Annotated in this window: 17 protein-coding genes; 12 read left to right on the top strand and 5 right to left on the bottom strand. The window is 36.7% G+C overall.

Annotated elements, in window-relative coordinates; genetic code table 11:
• Positions 1-184 precede the first annotated feature (184 nt).
• Complete coding sequence (locus LG276_RS20920) at positions 185-838, top strand: hypothetical protein (protein ID WP_307316013.1); 654 nt, start codon at positions 185-187, stop codon at positions 836-838.
• A 35-nt stretch (positions 839-873) separates the two neighbouring features.
• On the opposite strand, the gene LG276_RS20915 is transcribed toward LG276_RS20920, so the two are convergent.
• From LG276_RS20915 to LG276_RS20900, 4 genes are all read right to left on the bottom strand, one after another.
• The gene (locus LG276_RS20915) at positions 874-1602 is read right to left on the bottom strand and encodes an alpha/beta family hydrolase (RefSeq protein WP_341052308.1); all 729 of its coding nucleotides are present in this window, start codon (positions 1600-1602) and stop codon (positions 874-876) included.
• A 21-nt stretch (positions 1603-1623) separates the two neighbouring features.
• Positions 1624-2337, bottom strand: a complete 714-nt coding sequence (locus tag LG276_RS20910; protein ID WP_224937239.1) for a tryptophan-rich sensory protein — start codon at positions 2335-2337, stop codon at positions 1624-1626.
• Between the two features lie 109 nt (positions 2338-2446).
• Positions 2447-2923, bottom strand: a complete 477-nt coding sequence (locus LG276_RS20905; RefSeq protein WP_404292752.1) for a glutathione peroxidase — start codon at positions 2921-2923, stop codon at positions 2447-2449.
• On the bottom strand, positions 2920-3378 hold the full coding sequence (locus LG276_RS20900; RefSeq protein ID WP_404292750.1) for a MarR family winged helix-turn-helix transcriptional regulator: 459 nt from the start codon (positions 3376-3378) through the stop codon (positions 2920-2922). The genes LG276_RS20905 and LG276_RS20900 overlap by 4 nt, the downstream gene beginning before the upstream one ends.
• 172 nt (positions 3379-3550) lie before the next feature.
• Between LG276_RS20900 and LG276_RS20895 the strand changes: the two genes are divergently transcribed.
• From LG276_RS20895 to LG276_RS20855, 9 genes are all read left to right on the top strand, one after another.
• Positions 3551-4174 (top strand): acyltransferase, encoded by a 624-nt coding sequence (locus LG276_RS20895; protein ID WP_281202723.1) that lies wholly within the window; start codon positions 3551-3553, stop codon positions 4172-4174.
• Between the two features lie 731 nt (positions 4175-4905).
• On the top strand, positions 4906-6078 hold the full coding sequence (locus LG276_RS20890) for a bis-aminopropyl spermidine synthase family protein (RefSeq protein WP_251162200.1): 1173 nt from the start codon (positions 4906-4908) through the stop codon (positions 6076-6078).
• Between the two features lie 2 nt (positions 6079-6080).
• Positions 6081-7175 (top strand): ribosome small subunit-dependent GTPase A, encoded by a 1095-nt coding sequence (rsgA, locus tag LG276_RS20885; RefSeq protein ID WP_251162199.1) that lies wholly within the window; start codon positions 6081-6083, stop codon positions 7173-7175.
• Positions 7176-7547: 372 nt separating this feature from the next.
• Positions 7548-8348: an MBL fold metallo-hydrolase gene (locus LG276_RS20880; RefSeq protein ID WP_251162198.1), complete on the top strand. Its 801-nt coding sequence runs from the start codon at positions 7548-7550 to the stop codon at positions 8346-8348.
• 26 nt (positions 8349-8374) lie between these two features.
• The gene (locus LG276_RS20875) at positions 8375-9001 is read left to right on the top strand and encodes a histidine phosphatase family protein (protein WP_251162197.1); all 627 of its coding nucleotides are present in this window, start codon (positions 8375-8377) and stop codon (positions 8999-9001) included.
• A gap of 12 nt (positions 9002-9013) precedes the next feature.
• Entirely contained in the window at positions 9014-10045 is a 1032-nt protein-coding gene (locus tag LG276_RS20870) for a DUF2804 domain-containing protein (RefSeq protein WP_251162196.1), read from the top strand.
• Positions 10046-10061: 16 nt separating this feature from the next.
• Positions 10062-10364: a hypothetical protein gene (locus LG276_RS20865; protein ID WP_251162195.1), complete on the top strand. Its 303-nt coding sequence runs from the start codon at positions 10062-10064 to the stop codon at positions 10362-10364.
• A 21-nt stretch (positions 10365-10385) separates the two neighbouring features.
• Complete coding sequence (locus LG276_RS20860) at positions 10386-11603, top strand: MFS transporter (protein ID WP_251162194.1); 1218 nt, start codon at positions 10386-10388, stop codon at positions 11601-11603.
• Between the two features lie 569 nt (positions 11604-12172).
• Positions 12173-12370 (top strand): hypothetical protein, encoded by a 198-nt coding sequence (locus LG276_RS20855; protein WP_404292746.1) that lies wholly within the window; start codon positions 12173-12175, stop codon positions 12368-12370.
• A 295-nt stretch (positions 12371-12665) separates the two neighbouring features.
• Here LG276_RS20855 and LG276_RS20850 read toward each other — a convergent pair whose 3' ends face one another.
• Positions 12666-13820 (bottom strand): acyl-CoA dehydrogenase family protein, encoded by a 1155-nt coding sequence (locus tag LG276_RS20850; protein ID WP_404292744.1) that lies wholly within the window; start codon positions 13818-13820, stop codon positions 12666-12668.
• A gap of 214 nt (positions 13821-14034) precedes the next feature.
• Here LG276_RS20850 and LG276_RS20845 point away from each other — a divergent pair, with 214 nt between their 5' ends.
• Both LG276_RS20845 and LG276_RS20840 read left to right on the top strand, forming a co-directional pair.
• Positions 14035-14787: an amino acid ABC transporter ATP-binding protein gene (locus LG276_RS20845; RefSeq protein ID WP_251162191.1), complete on the top strand. Its 753-nt coding sequence runs from the start codon at positions 14035-14037 to the stop codon at positions 14785-14787.
• Positions 14788-14804: 17 nt separating this feature from the next.
• A complete protein-coding gene (locus LG276_RS20840) occupies positions 14805-15650 on the top strand; it encodes a transporter substrate-binding domain-containing protein (RefSeq protein WP_404292742.1) in 846 nt (281 codons plus the stop codon).
• Positions 15651-15653: the final 3 nt, after the last annotated feature.

Genomic DNA, 15653 nt, shown 5'->3' with positions numbered 1-15653 from the left:
AAATAATAGAATATAGAAAAGAATAAAGAAGCTCCTATTGCGTATGGTATGGGAGAACGAAAAAGAATTAATAGACAAAAGGGCATGGTAATCAGAATGGTTTTTTTCCAAAACAAGCAATGATCTTCCTTTCCAAAAAAGGTTGAATATGTGAAAGAGAAAACTTAGGAGGAAATATCACTTGATGAATTATAAATTTTCACCTGAATTAAGTCAGGCGATTGTTGATGGGATATTAAAAGGATATAGGCATTACATTCATGAGCGTGAACAGAAGAAACGTGAAATGCTTATTAGTACAGGTTATGCATGGGTAAAAGGCAATCATATTGAAGATGCCGTAGCACAAGAATGCCGCAAACTTGGGATTCAATTTGAATTTTCTAAAGCCGGTTATGCATGGGGTTATCTTAAATTCGAAAATAAGGCAACAAACTCTTTATTTATCATTAAAAGTGGAGGACCTTCACCACAATCATCACCGAGTCGAAAAGAGGAGCACTATTTAGTTGAACTCTCCAAGATTAATCGTCATATTGATTGGCAGCAATTAGAACAAATGAATGAAGTAGGAGAACAGTTAATGTTAGAAGACGTCACTTCTCAGAATTTTGAACAATTAAGCTTCGGTGAATTCGATTCTCTTAAACAAACGTTTGATCAATTTTATATTGTCTCCTATGAAATGGATGAAACAAAACTATTATCAAAAATTCAACTGCTTATGCCAACTCCGGGCATGAAGAAAATTCATTTAGTTGAAGACTGGTTACCTCTGGCATTTCATTCATCTTATCATATTACAGAGATTGAAGTAGAAGGAATTAGAGGAGAATAACAGGAGGGCTATCTATAGGAGATAGCCCTTCTTAATTATTGTTTTTGTTCTTTTATCCAGTGAGTAATGGTATCGATGATCGTTTCTTGTTGTTTCTTAATAGAAATGTCGGCTGGGTTGTCACCAGATTGTTCTCCGTATACACCAAAATAGGCATGGTTTCCTCCTTCGATTTCTACGAAGTCTGCTTCATCTGGAAGAAAAACCTTCTTCTCGTCAACTTTAGCGGGCGTACTTAGTCCATCATTTGAGCCACTTATGGATAAGACAGGTAGTTTCGAATTTGTCAGTGTATCATTATCAGAGGCATAGGCACCCAGTAGTATTAAACCATGTACTTGATCTATGTTTTTATCGGCGTACATGGCTGCTGCTGCACCACCCATTGAATGGCCTCCAACAAACCAATCTACATCTTTATACGTACTAATGATTTCGTTAGCTTTAGAAACATCAAGTATGGCGATGTTTAGTGTTACATGTGGTATAGCGATAAATAGATTTTCTTTAGCTAATTCTTGACCGATATAAGCATAAGCTTCGGGTTCTACTTTTGCACCCGGATAAAGAATCAGACCTATTTGACTATTAGGGTCACCGAATAAGAGCCAATCATCTTCAACGCTTATTTGGTTGTCTACGGGGATCGTTGGCTCATTCACTGAATGATAAGTGAGCTGAGTCCAGATGAAAAATCCACCGATTGCTGTAACTACTAGAGCTGATAGGATAAGGAATACTTTTGATTTGATTATTTTCTTCATAATTTGCCTCTTAAGTTGTATTTACTTTTTGAAAAATTTGTAGAGCGTATAGATAAAAATAACGATTAATAAAAGGATGAGGATCATCACAAAGGTTTTCACAGCATCATTAGGTGTTTCTGCATATATACCAATGTATGCCCAGATGAAAACAAGTGTATATATAAAGTCTTTAAATCGAATAGAGAAAACAATCGCTAATATTGTAGCAACTGCTAACATAATAAAGGTCCAAGTCACTTCATTCAATCCGAGAAAAACAGTCTGTTCCATCCCTACAAACCAAACAAATACATTTAAAATACTTGCTACAGAAACCCAACCAATATAAATGGAAAATGGTAGTTTTTCAAAGAAAGTATGAGTGGTATCGTTTATTCTGCCATAGATCAGAATTAAGGTGACAAGTAAAGCAAAAATGATGATTACTGATGTAAGTAGTGCTTGAGCAGTAAAAGCTAGAATCCAACAGCCATTTAATAAAAAGTTAAGAGCTGGTAGGTAGCTAGTTTTTACATAAACAGCATCACCTTTCACGAAAAAAGCTCTGATAATCCAAATAAATAAAAGGAAATAAATGAACCCCCAAATGGAAAATGCAAAACCAGCAGGTTGTAATAAAGGTTGATTAGCATCAGCAACATTGCCAACATTTGTAGCGGACCAATAATTTAAGAAAATCATTATAGCGAAAGTAATAAGGTAGACAATACCTAGTTTCTTTGACTGATTCATGAATGAGCCTCCCCTTGATAAATATAATGATGGTATTAATTGTAATACCCTAAAGTGAACGGTAATAATCATAGTTATCTACCATAGGGAAGGCGAAGTGACATATGTCTTAATTTGATAGTAGTTGTTTTATTTTTTCCTCAAAATCACTTGGTTTGTCTGTAGGACCGAAGCGCTCTACCACATTACCATTTTGATCAATGAGAAACTTAGTAAAGTTCCATTTAATGCTTTTGCTCAGAAAACCTTTTGCTTCTGTCGTTAAATAATTGAATAAAGGGTGTGCTTCTTTTCCATTCACTTTAATGATTTCATGCATAGGAAATGAAACACCATAGATCATCCGACAAGCTTCACTCGCTTCCTCAGCAGAGTCGAGTTCTTGTTTAAATTGATCCGAAGGAAATCCTAATATAACCAGTCCCGCATCTTTATATTTTTGATATAGGTTCTCAAGTTCTGCAAATTGTGGGGCCAAACCACATTTTGTTGCGGTATTGACAATTAGTAATACCTTGCCTTCATATTGCTCCAATTGATAATTGGTACCGTTTTCGAGTTTTACGTTTATATCATATAAATTCATTTTTTCTCCTCCCCGTCATTTAATTGAGATAACTGTGTATTCAATTCTTGTAATTTTAATTTGAATTGGTCATCAAATATAGCAAATGAATCCCATTTTGTAGCCTTAGTTGCAATCATTTCTGATATCGTACTTTCGGAGTTTCTTCCTTTTGTGGTCAATGAAATGACTATAGATCTTTTGTCCATTGGTGAGGGTGTTTTCGTTATATAATCTTTTGTTACTAGTTTAGAAATAATGGGGTTTAAGGTACCAATCCCTAACGATAACTTTTCACTTAATTGTTTAATAATCATATGATCATTTTCCCACAGAGCGAGTAAGACAATATATTGAGGGTAAGTGAGGTCAAACGGTTCCAGTGCTTTCCGGTATAACTTAGTATATTGATTTGTTGCTTTATAAATAGCAAAACATAATTGATTCTCTAAGGTCTGTGCTTTTACTTTGGCCACCTCCTTATTTACATCGTACACGATACATTATATATCGGGTACGATGTAAATGCAAAAATAAGATGACAATTAAATCATATGTAACAGTTGTTTTCAGTTTCTGTAAATTCCTCCTTTACAATAACTCAGTGATGTTATAATACGAGCAATAATTGTAAGGAGGTCCATTTTCATGATACTTCAAGAAGAAATTAAAGGACTAACGACGAAAGTATTTGGAAAAAACAATCAACTAATATACGATGAAGAATCGTTTATTTTTAAAAATGCTGAATTAAAAATCACTGGTTCAAATAATAAAATCCATATTGGAAAAGGGACAAAACTATCCAATATATTAATTCACATACGAGGTTCAAATAATGAAATTATGATAGGGGAAAATACCGACTTAATTGGTCATATATTATTAAAAGGCAAAAAACAATCAATTAAAGTGGGTGACCGAACGACCTTTAAGAATGTCTATCTATTATCACAAGAAGGAAAGAATATTTCCATTGGAGCGGACTGTATGTTTTCTTATGATATAGCCGTGAGAACAACAGATGCTCATTCCGTTCTTGACCTTGAAACAAATGAAAGATTGAACGGTGCAAAGGATGTGGTCATTGGTAATCATGTTTGGGTTGCTGCTAGTTGCTTGATCTCCAAAGGCGCGGTGATTCCCGACGATACGATCATCGGAGCAAGATCAGTTGTTACTAAACCTTTCTCCGAAGCACATACAACCATTGCAGGCTCTCCAGCTAAGATAATCAAAACAGGGACAACTTGGAGTCGAGAGCGGTTATAGGAGTGGAGTGATAATTATGATGAATTTCATTTCAATAATGAAGAGCCTTATTATATTTCAAATGTAATAAGGCTTAAAATTTATAAATTAAATGGAATAGTGCTTATTGGTCAAGCTTAAGTGAGTAGTATGATAATCTTATAATCTCTTGAGTTATCAGTTGAGTTTGTATTATTCATACTTTACCAAGTTTTGCAGGAGTACAATTAAAGGAGTTAGAAATGCGTGGAAGGTCGTAAGAAAAATAGAATAACTTTTACTCTTGATTATTTAATATATCCAAGTTACAATTGGATATATTTTTCAATATAGGAGTTTTGCCTCGATGTTGGTATTTGTTCTTAACTAATCAACCAATTTTATATGGTTCTTTCTATTACATGGAAAAATCCACTTTTTGAAGTGGTTTGTTTGTCTTGGACAAAAATAGATGAATCAATATAGGTTAAGAACACAACGGCCATCCTTAATTTATAATTGACTACAAAAGCCGTGCTCGTTTGCACGGTTATATTTTTTACTCTCACGTTAGAAATAGGTTTTTTTAACGACCGGTATCATTCTGACAAAAAAGTCATTTGGTAGTCAATATCCTAAAAAGGACAGAAGATGGACTATATGTTCATTTTCTGTCCTTTTTTATTTGGGATTAAGTATCTGTTTGGATGACGTGTGTGTTTATCCACAATGAATAAAGCACATTAAAATATCGACAATAAGCGAGTGATTCCATGAATAATTATATTGAACAAGTTAATGCAAAGGTATGTCTTCAAGAGGGTCCTTTGGTAATTGAACAACTTTTGGTTGAATGTTTTATACAACCTGGGATATCAACAAAAGAACTAGCACGAAAAGTCCTTCTTCCAGTTCCAGTGGCTACTGCGGTTAAGAAGGAACTTATAAAGGCAGGTGCATTAATCCAGGATCGTGGGGTGCGTTGTACCTATAAAGGGCTTTCATATATCGAAAATGAATTAGGATATGATGGATTAGACAAAGCCTTATATCAAAGGCTTATGACTAATGAGACAGATTGGAAGGTAGAGCTTGAAGGTATATTATCGTTACTAACAAGGTTATTTCAATTACGCCCACAAGTTAATGTGCAAATTGATCAATCAAAATGCACACCCGAAACAAGTTTGCGTCGGGCAATACTTTGCCTAAGAGAGCATGCGTTGATAGGAAAAAAAATCTTGTGTGTTGGTGATGACGACCTAGTCAGTGTGTCGCTCGGCCTTCTTCTTAACCGGTTATTTCCGGATAAGAGGAATAAAAACACCATGATTACCGTCATAGATAATGATTACCGATTCTTACAATATATTCTTCATATAAATGAACGAGAAGGCCTATCTATTAATGACCTTCATATGGATTTGCGACAATTACTACCAGAGTATTTTCACGAACAATACGATTGCTTTTTTACAGATCCGCCTTATACGTTACAAGGAATGTCTTTGTTCCTTTCTCGCGGAATAAGCGCTTTAAAGAAAGAAAAAGGCTTCCCAATCTTTTTGTCATTTGCCCATAAATCACCAGACTTTATGCTGGCATTGCAGCATGAGCTAATACACATGAGTCTCTCAATTAAAGAGATTATAGTAAATTTTAATGAATACGAAGGGGCACAAATGAATGGAAATAAAGGACAAATGATCGTTCTTCAAACAACAGAATCAACGAAGCCTAATATTATAGGTCGATTCGAAGATGCAATCTATACAGGTGAGGTAAGGCAAACAATCCGTACTTACCAATGTAAGTCGTGTAATAGAGCAACCCTTGTTGGCATCCAGGGAGACTTTCCTACAATAGAAGCGTTGAAAAATCAAGGATGTCCGGTGTGCAATCAAAATAAATTTGTGTTAGTAAAAAAACAAGTTAGGAGGAAATGAAGTTGAATAATATTGATATGAAAAATTTAGGACTTACTGAAGAATTTATACAGGAGTCTAAAAAATATAAAGCCCTTTTTATTGGTAGAGTTTCATCACAATCTAAAAACTTATATAAGGTAATCACAGAAAAAAGTGAGATAGTTGCTGAGATCTCTGGTAAATATCACTATAATGTAAAAGGAATTTCTGAATATCCTGCTGTGGGAGATTTTGTAATGATTGATAGAACAAATAATTCACAGGGGAACGGAATTATTCATCACATACTTTCACGAAAAAGCGCATTTGCACGTAAAATGGCAGGAACTAAAGAAGATATACAGATGGTAGCTACAAATATTGATACGGTTTTTATTTGTATGTCATTGAACGATGATTATAATCTACGTAGACTAGAGCGTTACCTTTCTATCGCATGGGATAGTGGTGCAACACCGGTTATTGTACTTACAAAATCAGATTTATGTAATGAAATAGAAGCAAGGCTTAATGAAATATCTTCTATTGCAATAGGTGTAGCAGTACATGTTACAACAAGTGTTTCTGATGAAGGGTACCATTCCTTAAAAAGTTATCTCTCTAGCGGTAAGACAGTAGCGTTTATAGGTTCATCTGGAGTTGGAAAATCAACCTTAATCAATTGTCTGATAGGGCAAAAAATATTAGATACGAATGGTTTAAGAAATGATGATAAGGGCAGACACACTACTACAAGACGAGAACTGATTATGTTGCCAAATTTAGGTGTTGTTATAGATACCCCCGGTATGAGGGAACTTGGGATTATAAGTGCAGATTTAACGACATCCTTTTCTGATATTAATCAACTTGCTTTTGATTGTAAATTTAATGATTGTACACATCAACATGAGCCGAACTGTGCAGTACAAAAGGCAATTAAAGATGGTTTTTTGTCTGTTGAGAGGTTAGAAAGCTATTGGAAACTAAAAAAAGAGACTAAGTATCAAGGTTTGAATTCTAAAATGATTGAAAAAGAAAAGACAAATGAAATGCTTAGTAGTATGGGCGGCATGAAAAACTTTAGGAATTTCAGAAAGTCCATCAAAGAACAGAGTAGAGATAAAAAAAGATGAAGTCTAAGAAAGGATTAAAATAAAGAATAGGGTAACATCTCCATGTTGAGCTGTTACCCTATTTTTTGATAGATAGGTTGTATAGTTAAATAGGATTTTTATTTTTGAAATAGTGTACATAAACTGAAGGACGAGATTGACACGCAATATCTTATGAACATAGAAAGAATAAGTTCAGAAGATAAAAGAACTGAAAAATGGCTTTCTTTCTTCCAAAACGATCCATTTAATAGAAGCTATTTAATACAAATGTTGATATCTCTTATTTAGATATCGTTATCTATTCACATCTACCAAAAATTGCTATACTTAAGAATAGACCAACCATTATACATTAAGTACCTCAAAAACTCTTCCATTCCAAAATTTGAAATGCAGGTGAAGCTTGTGTTAATTAAAGATTCTTGGTTTACTGTGCAATTAATTGATAGTAAAACGTATGCGATTAGTGAATATGGCCACTGGGAAAAAGTACATTCGTTTTTACTCATTGGTGAAGAAAAAGCGGTACTCATTGATACAGGACTTGGAATAGATAACATTAAACGTATAACCGATCAATTGACTTCCTTACCTATTGAGGTCATAACAACGCATGTTCATGTCGATCATATTGGTGGACATGGATTGTACGATACGATTTACGTTCATGAGCTAGATAAAGACTGGTTAGTTAATGGTATTAGTGGTCTTACGCTCCAACAAATCCGCACTGATATACAAAGAGATATTACAATCCCCACCCCAAAAACATTTAATCCTGAAACGTATCAGCCTTTTACAGGAGAGCCGACCGCTTTACTAGCGGATGGTGATGTGCTGCAATTAGGGAATCGAAAACTCAAAATCTATCATACGCCAGGACACTCACCGGGGCATATTACTATTTTTGATGAAACATATAACTACCTATTTACAGGTGATTTATTGTATGATACCGAGCCTATATTCGCTTTTTATCCTTCGACGAGTCCCTCTGATCTCGTACGATCAATTGAAAAAATAGCGCTGATTCCCAATGTTGCAAAAGTGTTCGGATCACATCATACATTAGGATTAGCACCGACTGTTTTGCAGGAAGCTTATGATGCAGTTCAGTATTTAAAGAGTCATCAATTGGATCAGTTTGGGACAGGCATACATTCCTTTCAACAGATAAGTTTCCGATTTTAGTTTTTGTACAGAAAGAAGGGTGAATGGTGAAAATATACATGACAAGACATGGTCAGACAGAATGGAATAGAGAAAGAAGGCTACAGGGAAGATTAGATTCTGACCTAACAACAATTGGGAGGGAGAACGCCAAATTATTAGGAGAACATTTAAGCAAAGTCCCGTTTGATGCGATTTATGCCAGTCCAAGTGGAAGAACGATGATGACGGCGAGCCTGATTAAAGGCAATCGCCCAATTAAGATTTTTACTGATGAGGATTTACAAGAGATTTATATGGGAAGTTGGGAGGGGCAGCAACAATCAGATGTAGAAAAACAATACGCAGATGAGTTCCATGCCTTTTGGCGTGCGCCTCATCTCTATCATCCAACAGAACGAGAAAGTTTTCAGCAAGTACAGGATCGAGCAGTAAAAATGCTAAAAAGAGTGATGACAAACCATAAGAATGGAAATGTTTTGCTTGTTACACATACGGTCGTAATCAAAACGCTTCTTGCCTACTTAAAACAAATACCTATGGAAAATCTTTGGGATGCCCCGTACATTCATGATACATGTCTTTCAGTAATTGACATTGTAAATGGTCAGAAAAATATCCTATTGGAAGCAGATATGTCTCATCTTCAACCGGACCAATATGAATTCACTTAGGGAGGTTACATTGTGCAGAGAGAAATGACGGAAGCGGGTCATCTTTTAAATGATAAAGGGGAACTTGTTCAAGCAGGGTATGCAAAACAGCTCCTGCTTACATATGATCGAAAGGCCATCAAGGCTCAAGCGTGGAGAATAAAGGAATGGGATTATTATTTAGTTTGTAATGATGATTTTGGTGTCGCTCTGACCATTGCCGACAATTCCTACATGGCTTTATTAAGTGTGTCTTTTCTTGATTTTAAGCGTGCTTCTTATCGAACGACAAGTATGATGAAGCCTCTTACATTTGGGAAGTTGAACTTACCGTCGACTTCAAAGGAAGGCGATATTGTTTACCAAGATAAGCGAATTAAGCTGTCTTTTTCGCATATAAAGAATGGTAGGAAATTATGTTGTCATATGAAAAATTTCGATGGTAAAACTAATTTTGCCTGTGACATTGATTTAGTTAATGAGGCTAAAGATTCTATTGTAATGGCTATTCCATTTAAGGAAGATCGACAAGCGTTTTACTATAATCAAAAGATCAATGGGATGCGTGCAAAGGGCAGTGTCCACTATGGGCAAACAGAATATCAATTTCAGGAAAAGAATAGCTTTGCTACATTAGACTGGGGCAGGGGTGTATGGACATATAAAAATACGTGGTATTGGGGATCAGCATCTGGTGTTGTCGAGGGGAAAACATTCGGTTTTAATATCGGCTATGGTTTTGGCGATACTTCACTTGCCAGTGAAAATATGCTCTTCTATGATGGAGTGGCCCATAAACTGGAAGAGGTTACTTTCCATATCCCACAAAATAATGGAATCTTTGACTATCTCTCACCTTGGCGATTCACTTCAAGCGATGGAAGATTCGAAATGGACTTCATCCCCATTTTAGATCGTAAAGACCACACCTCGGTCATAGTTATTTCTAGTAATCAGCATCAAGTATTTGGTTATTTCACTGGTAAAGCGGTATTGGATGATGGAACAACCATTGTACTGAAAGACTTTCTTGGTTTTGCTGAGAGGGTGGAGAATAAATGGTGAGGAAAAGGTGGTTATTATGGGTTGGTTAAATATAGGGAGTCTGGTTTTAGGCATGGTTGCTTGGATCTTACCTTTGCTGAATCTTAGTCGAGAACAAGAAAATACCAAACGGTGGACGACGTATTCATTTTTAAGTTTCATCTGTTGTAGTACGGCTATTTTATTCCAATTAATGGTGCAAAAATTTCTTGTAGAAATAGAAGATTTTAGTGCCTTGATGGATATAACCAGTTCAGCTGTCCTAGCTTCAAGTGTGCTTTTAATCGTGACAATTCTATTGAATGTATTGGCGTGGGTAAAATATACGAAAACGATATAGAAGGGGAATGAAGGTGGGTCGATGATAAACGGAGAATTTATCAAAGTGTGGAGTCATTACTTATCGCGTCTTTTAAGTGATCGTTTTTATGAACTTATCCTTCCCCTCATTGTTCTCGGTATTACTGGTTCTCCTATTGTAACGACGGCTGTATTAATGGTGCAAAAGGCGGCATCGATTCTCTTTGCCATTCCAGTGGGAACGTTTATTGAAAGAATCAATGTGGTGACTGTAGCTTGGGTTGCCAATTTCGTATACGGCTGTTTGTTATTTTTTCTTTCTTATATTTTCGCTAGAGGTATAGGGGACCTATGGTTGATCACTATCATTATATTTTTACTCGGTTTTGCTGGTCTTGTTATTCAAATTGCCCAACAAGCAATGATTCCCCGCATTGTTTCGAGAGAAAGGCTTTTAAGTGCGAATAATTTACTTGAGGCAGCGGATGCCATTGTTACATTCATTGGCCCAGCCTTAGGTGGCTATCTCCTTGCAACATATGGTGGCTCGACTACCCTCATCATTTGTGGCACGCTCTATCTCGCAGCCATGCTTCTGCTTATTTTCATAAAATACAATCATCAACCAACGGTGAAAAAACAACAAACTTTAGTAAAAAGTGTAAGGACTTTTATCGAAGAATCGAAAGCAGGAATGGGCCATCTTTTTATTAATACGCCACAAATGTTAATTACTTTAACAGCGATATCTCTCTCTTTTAGTACCACCTTTATCATCCTCAGTGTCATCATGCATGCAGATTTAACGCTATCTTTTTCAGAAACACAAATTGGACTGTTACTGTCATGCGCCGGTATTGGTAATCTGCTAGGTGTTTTTCTCATGCCGCGGTTTAAGCAAATGAATTGGCTACCTTTCCTAGGTATCCTCATGGCTGTCTCAGGGGTTGGGATTATATTTTTGACCACTAGTCATTTTTATTTGATGTGTTTGGGGATGGTTCTATTTGATGGTGCGCTATCAATGGGATTTGTTGTCCAAATCTCTGTCCAACAAGGAATTACACCCGATCATTTAATCGCTCGCGTCAGAAGCGCAGTACATGTTCTGACAAGTCTTACCGGAATGCTCGCTACTTTCTTAGCAGGGGTGATAACTGAATGGAACACTTATTTGCCCTTCTTAATCGGGACCACAATATTAAGCTTATTATCTCTGTTTCTATTCAAATATAGACACAATGGTGTGAGGCTAAGTGAGATGAGACCACTGGATTGAAGGGAAATAGGGATAGTGGAGGTAATTAGGGAAAAAAAGATAAAAAGAAGTGTTGGGAAATGTGAAAGTTTCAATACGAACACAGCTAGGATGAAAAGCAGAAAGATGAATTGTCAAATTGGAGATACGAACACAACTAGGATGGAAAGCAGTGAGATGAGTTGCCAAAATGGGAATACGAACATAACTCGGACGAAAAGCAGAAAGATGAGTTATCAATTTAGGAATGCGAACACAACTCGGATGAAAAGGAGGTAGGTGAGTTGCCAAAATGGGAATACGAACATAACTCGGACGAGAAGGAGGTAGGTGAGTTGTCAAAATGGGAATACGAACATAACTCGGATGGTAAGCGGTGAGATGAGTTGCCAAAATGGGAATACGAACATAACTCGGATGAAAAGGAGGTAGGTGAGTTGTCAAAATGGGAATACGAACATAACTCGGATGGTAAGCGGTGAGATGAGTTGTCAAAATGGGAATACGAACATAACTCGGACGAAAAGGAGGTAGGTGAGTTGCCAAAATAGGAATACGAACATAACTCGGACGAGAAGGAGGTAGGTGAGTTGTCAAAATGGGAATACGAACATAACTCGGATGAAAAGGAGGTAAGTGACTTGCCAAAATGGGAATACGAACACAACTCGTATGAAAAGGAGGTAGGTGAGTTGCCAAAATGGGAATACGAACACAACTCGTATGAAAAGGAGGTAGGTGAGTTGCAAAATGGGAATACGAACATAACACGGATGAAAAGCAAGTAGATGTGTTGTCAAAAACGAAATCCGAACACATCCCAAATGAAAATAAAAAGATGTGGTGACGGACCTAAAATAGTCATGAGAAAAAGCAAGCGGTAAGATAGATTGCCAAATTCGTGATGACAAACATAACAAGTGACAAAAATGCGCTGAGTCGAAATCCCCCATTCCCCTACTACAAATGTTATCCTCTCAGTTTGAACCTCCCCAATCACCTCCAAACGCTACTTATCGCCACAAAAAAAGACACGGAGAAATTTAATTTTGGAATTCCCTCGTGTCTGATTCTAGCTTGCCCTTATTTATAGACAGCAATCGCTGATTCGGCAAGTTTTTGAATGGTGATATTGTCCATTGGCGGATTATGAAGACCAGCACGGACGTCTCGGTAATATCTTTGAAGTGGATTATTACGTTGTAAGCTTTTTGCTCCTGCGACACGCATCGCTTTATCGACAACGGTAAGTGCTGCATGAGTGACTTGGTATTTAGCAACAGCTAGTTCGTTTTCAATATATTTTCTTCTATCTATATCATCGTATACTTCTGCCACGTGATAGAGTAGATGTCTTGAAGCAAGCAAAGCGGCATCGATTTCACCGAGAAGTGTTTGTACATTCGGTAATTCACTAATAGACCCCTTTATACTATTTGGTTTATGCTCTAAGGCAAATTGTACGGCATAATCTCTAGCTGCTTGAGCAATTCCGAGATAGCAGGCGGGGATATGTAATACCCATCCATTTAAAGATTTTCCCCTGTCAGCAATTGTTTCAACGAGTGCCTCTTCAGGAATGACTACTTGATCTAATACGAGATCATGACTTCCTGTTCCTCTCATAGCCACGACGTCCCATGTTTCGTCAATAGATAATCCTGGCGTATCTTTATGAATTAAGAAAAAGCCAATCGTTTGTTTCTCCTCTATCCAGGCAGAAGTGAGAAAATAGGTTAAAGCAGGCGACATGGTTGTAAAATTTTTACGGCCATTAATAACCCACGAACCTTTTTGGCGCACAGCAGTTGTTCCGGGTCTGCCACCTCTTGTCGGGCTACCTGTTTGTGCTTCGCTCACAGACCGGTTCACAAGTGCGCCTTTTTGTACATCATTTGCAAAAGAGGCAAGTTGTTTCTCTGTCCATAATTGCTTTTCATAGATTTCACCTAATCCACCAACATGCCAGCCGATACTTAAGGCAGTGGCACTATCGTAGGAAGCAAGGGTTTCTTGGAAAAGAACCATGTCATACACACCAAGCCCCTCACCCCCATATTTTTTAGGTAATGTCACTTTTGTATAACCTAATTCCACTAATTCACGAATATTCTCATGAGGGAATTTCGCCTCTTCATCTATCTCTTGTGAACGACTAAGAAACGTCGCTTTTTTTTTCTGTAATGCATGTAACCACTTTCTCTGCTCTTCCGTCTTCACGAATAATTGTGAAACCAATGTCTCTTCCTCCTCTAATGAACGATCTAATCCCTACTTCCTTTGTTGGTTTAAATGTTAAACAAGTGGTTCAGGTTCGTCAAGGAGGGGATACTGGTTTGTTGAAATATTTAAAAAATAATAAAATTCCGACTTTACATATAGAAATTGTTTTGTTAATCTTTTTTTATAAAATTCTAACACCGATGCAGTAATGCAGGAAAGTGAGGTTTAAATGATCTTACTGAAGCATATTCATAAAAAGTTTAAAAATAACCATGTATTAAAAGGTATTGATTTAGAAGTATCAAAAGGGGATGTTGTTACAATTATTGGTCCGAGCGGTTCAGGAAAAACAACGCTCCTTAGATGTGTGAACTATTTGGAAAAACCAGACGAAGGAACAATATCAATCCATGATTTAACGATACAAACAAAAAAACCAGTAAAGAAAGACATTCTCCAATTAAGAAGAAGGACGGCGATGGTTTTTCAACACTATAATCTTTTTGAGAATAAAACGGTTCTAGAAAACGTCACAGAAGGTTTAATCGTCGCACAAAAGAAATCGAAAAAAATAGCGAGAGAAATCGGGATAGACATTCTAACTAAGGTAGGTTTAGCAGATAAGATCAATGCGTATCCGCAACAACTTTCTGGAGGTCAAAAACAAAGAGTGGGGATTGCCCGGGCGTTAGCGCTCAATCCGGACGTTATATTGTTTGACGAGCCAACTTCAGCACTTGACCCGGAAATGGTAGGAGAAGTGCTAGAAATTATTCGAGAAATTGCTAGTGGTGGGGTTACGATGATGATTGTCACCCATGAGATAGATTTTGCTCGTGAGGTTTCGAATAGAGTGGTATTTATGGATGATGGCCAGATTATCGAACAAGGGCCGCCTGACGACATTCTTATTCACCCGAAACAAGAGAGAACAAGGAAGTTTTTAAAAAGAATAATGAAAGAACCAGACTTTACTATCTAAGAGAATGGAGGACTAAAATGAAAGGGTTAAATATTGCATTTTTAATTATAATAAGCGTTTTATTCATTGCTGGGTGCTCGTCTTCAAGTAATGGGACAACTGAAGATGGTAAGAAAGTTATTACTGTCGCCATAAGTGACGAGGTGAATCCACCATTCCTATATGCGGACGAGAATAATGAGCCAATTGGTTACGATATGGATTATTTGAAAGAAGTAGAAAAGAAATTAGAAGACTACCATTTTGAATATGTTTGGGGAGAAGAGGAAGCAAATTTAGTTGGCGTGGATACAGGCAAATATGATTTTGCGATTAATTGGTTTTTTAAAAACCCTGAAAGAGAAGAAAAGTTCCTTTATCCAGAACAGGAATTTGGTTATTCACTCACTTCTCTCGTAACACAACCAGATCGTGAAGATATCAAAACATTAGAAGATATGGTAGGCAAAAAATTAGCACCGATGTCTCCTAGTGGTGGTTTAAGAACAATATTAAATAGTTATAACAAAAACAATCCTGATGAGCAAATTGATATTGAGAGTATTGAATTTCCTTCTAATGCAGATAACCTAGAGCGGGTTAATGATGGTAAGGATGATGCCATGTTTATTAATGTAACAACATTCAATGCTGTCCAAAAAGAGTTGGATTTAAATTTGAAAGTGGCCGGGATTGTGTCAAAAGAGCCTGTTTATGCCGTTTTTAATAAAGAACACACAGAATTAGCTAAAGAGTTCGATGAGGTGACGAAAGAGCTTATTGAGGATGGTACCTTACCAGATTTGGCTGAAAAATGGTTTGAAGTCAATTTCTTCGAGAACTTAGATTATATCAATGAGGAAAACTATAAATTTAATCCGTAATCA

Origin of the sequence: Cytobacillus kochii (genome assembly GCF_044790165.1) — a bacterium.
Lineage (GTDB): Bacteria > Bacillota > Bacilli > Bacillales > Cytobacillaceae > Cytobacillus > Cytobacillus kochii.
Note: the sequence above shows the minus strand (reverse complement) of the source record. Positions and strands in the feature narration are given on the sequence as shown.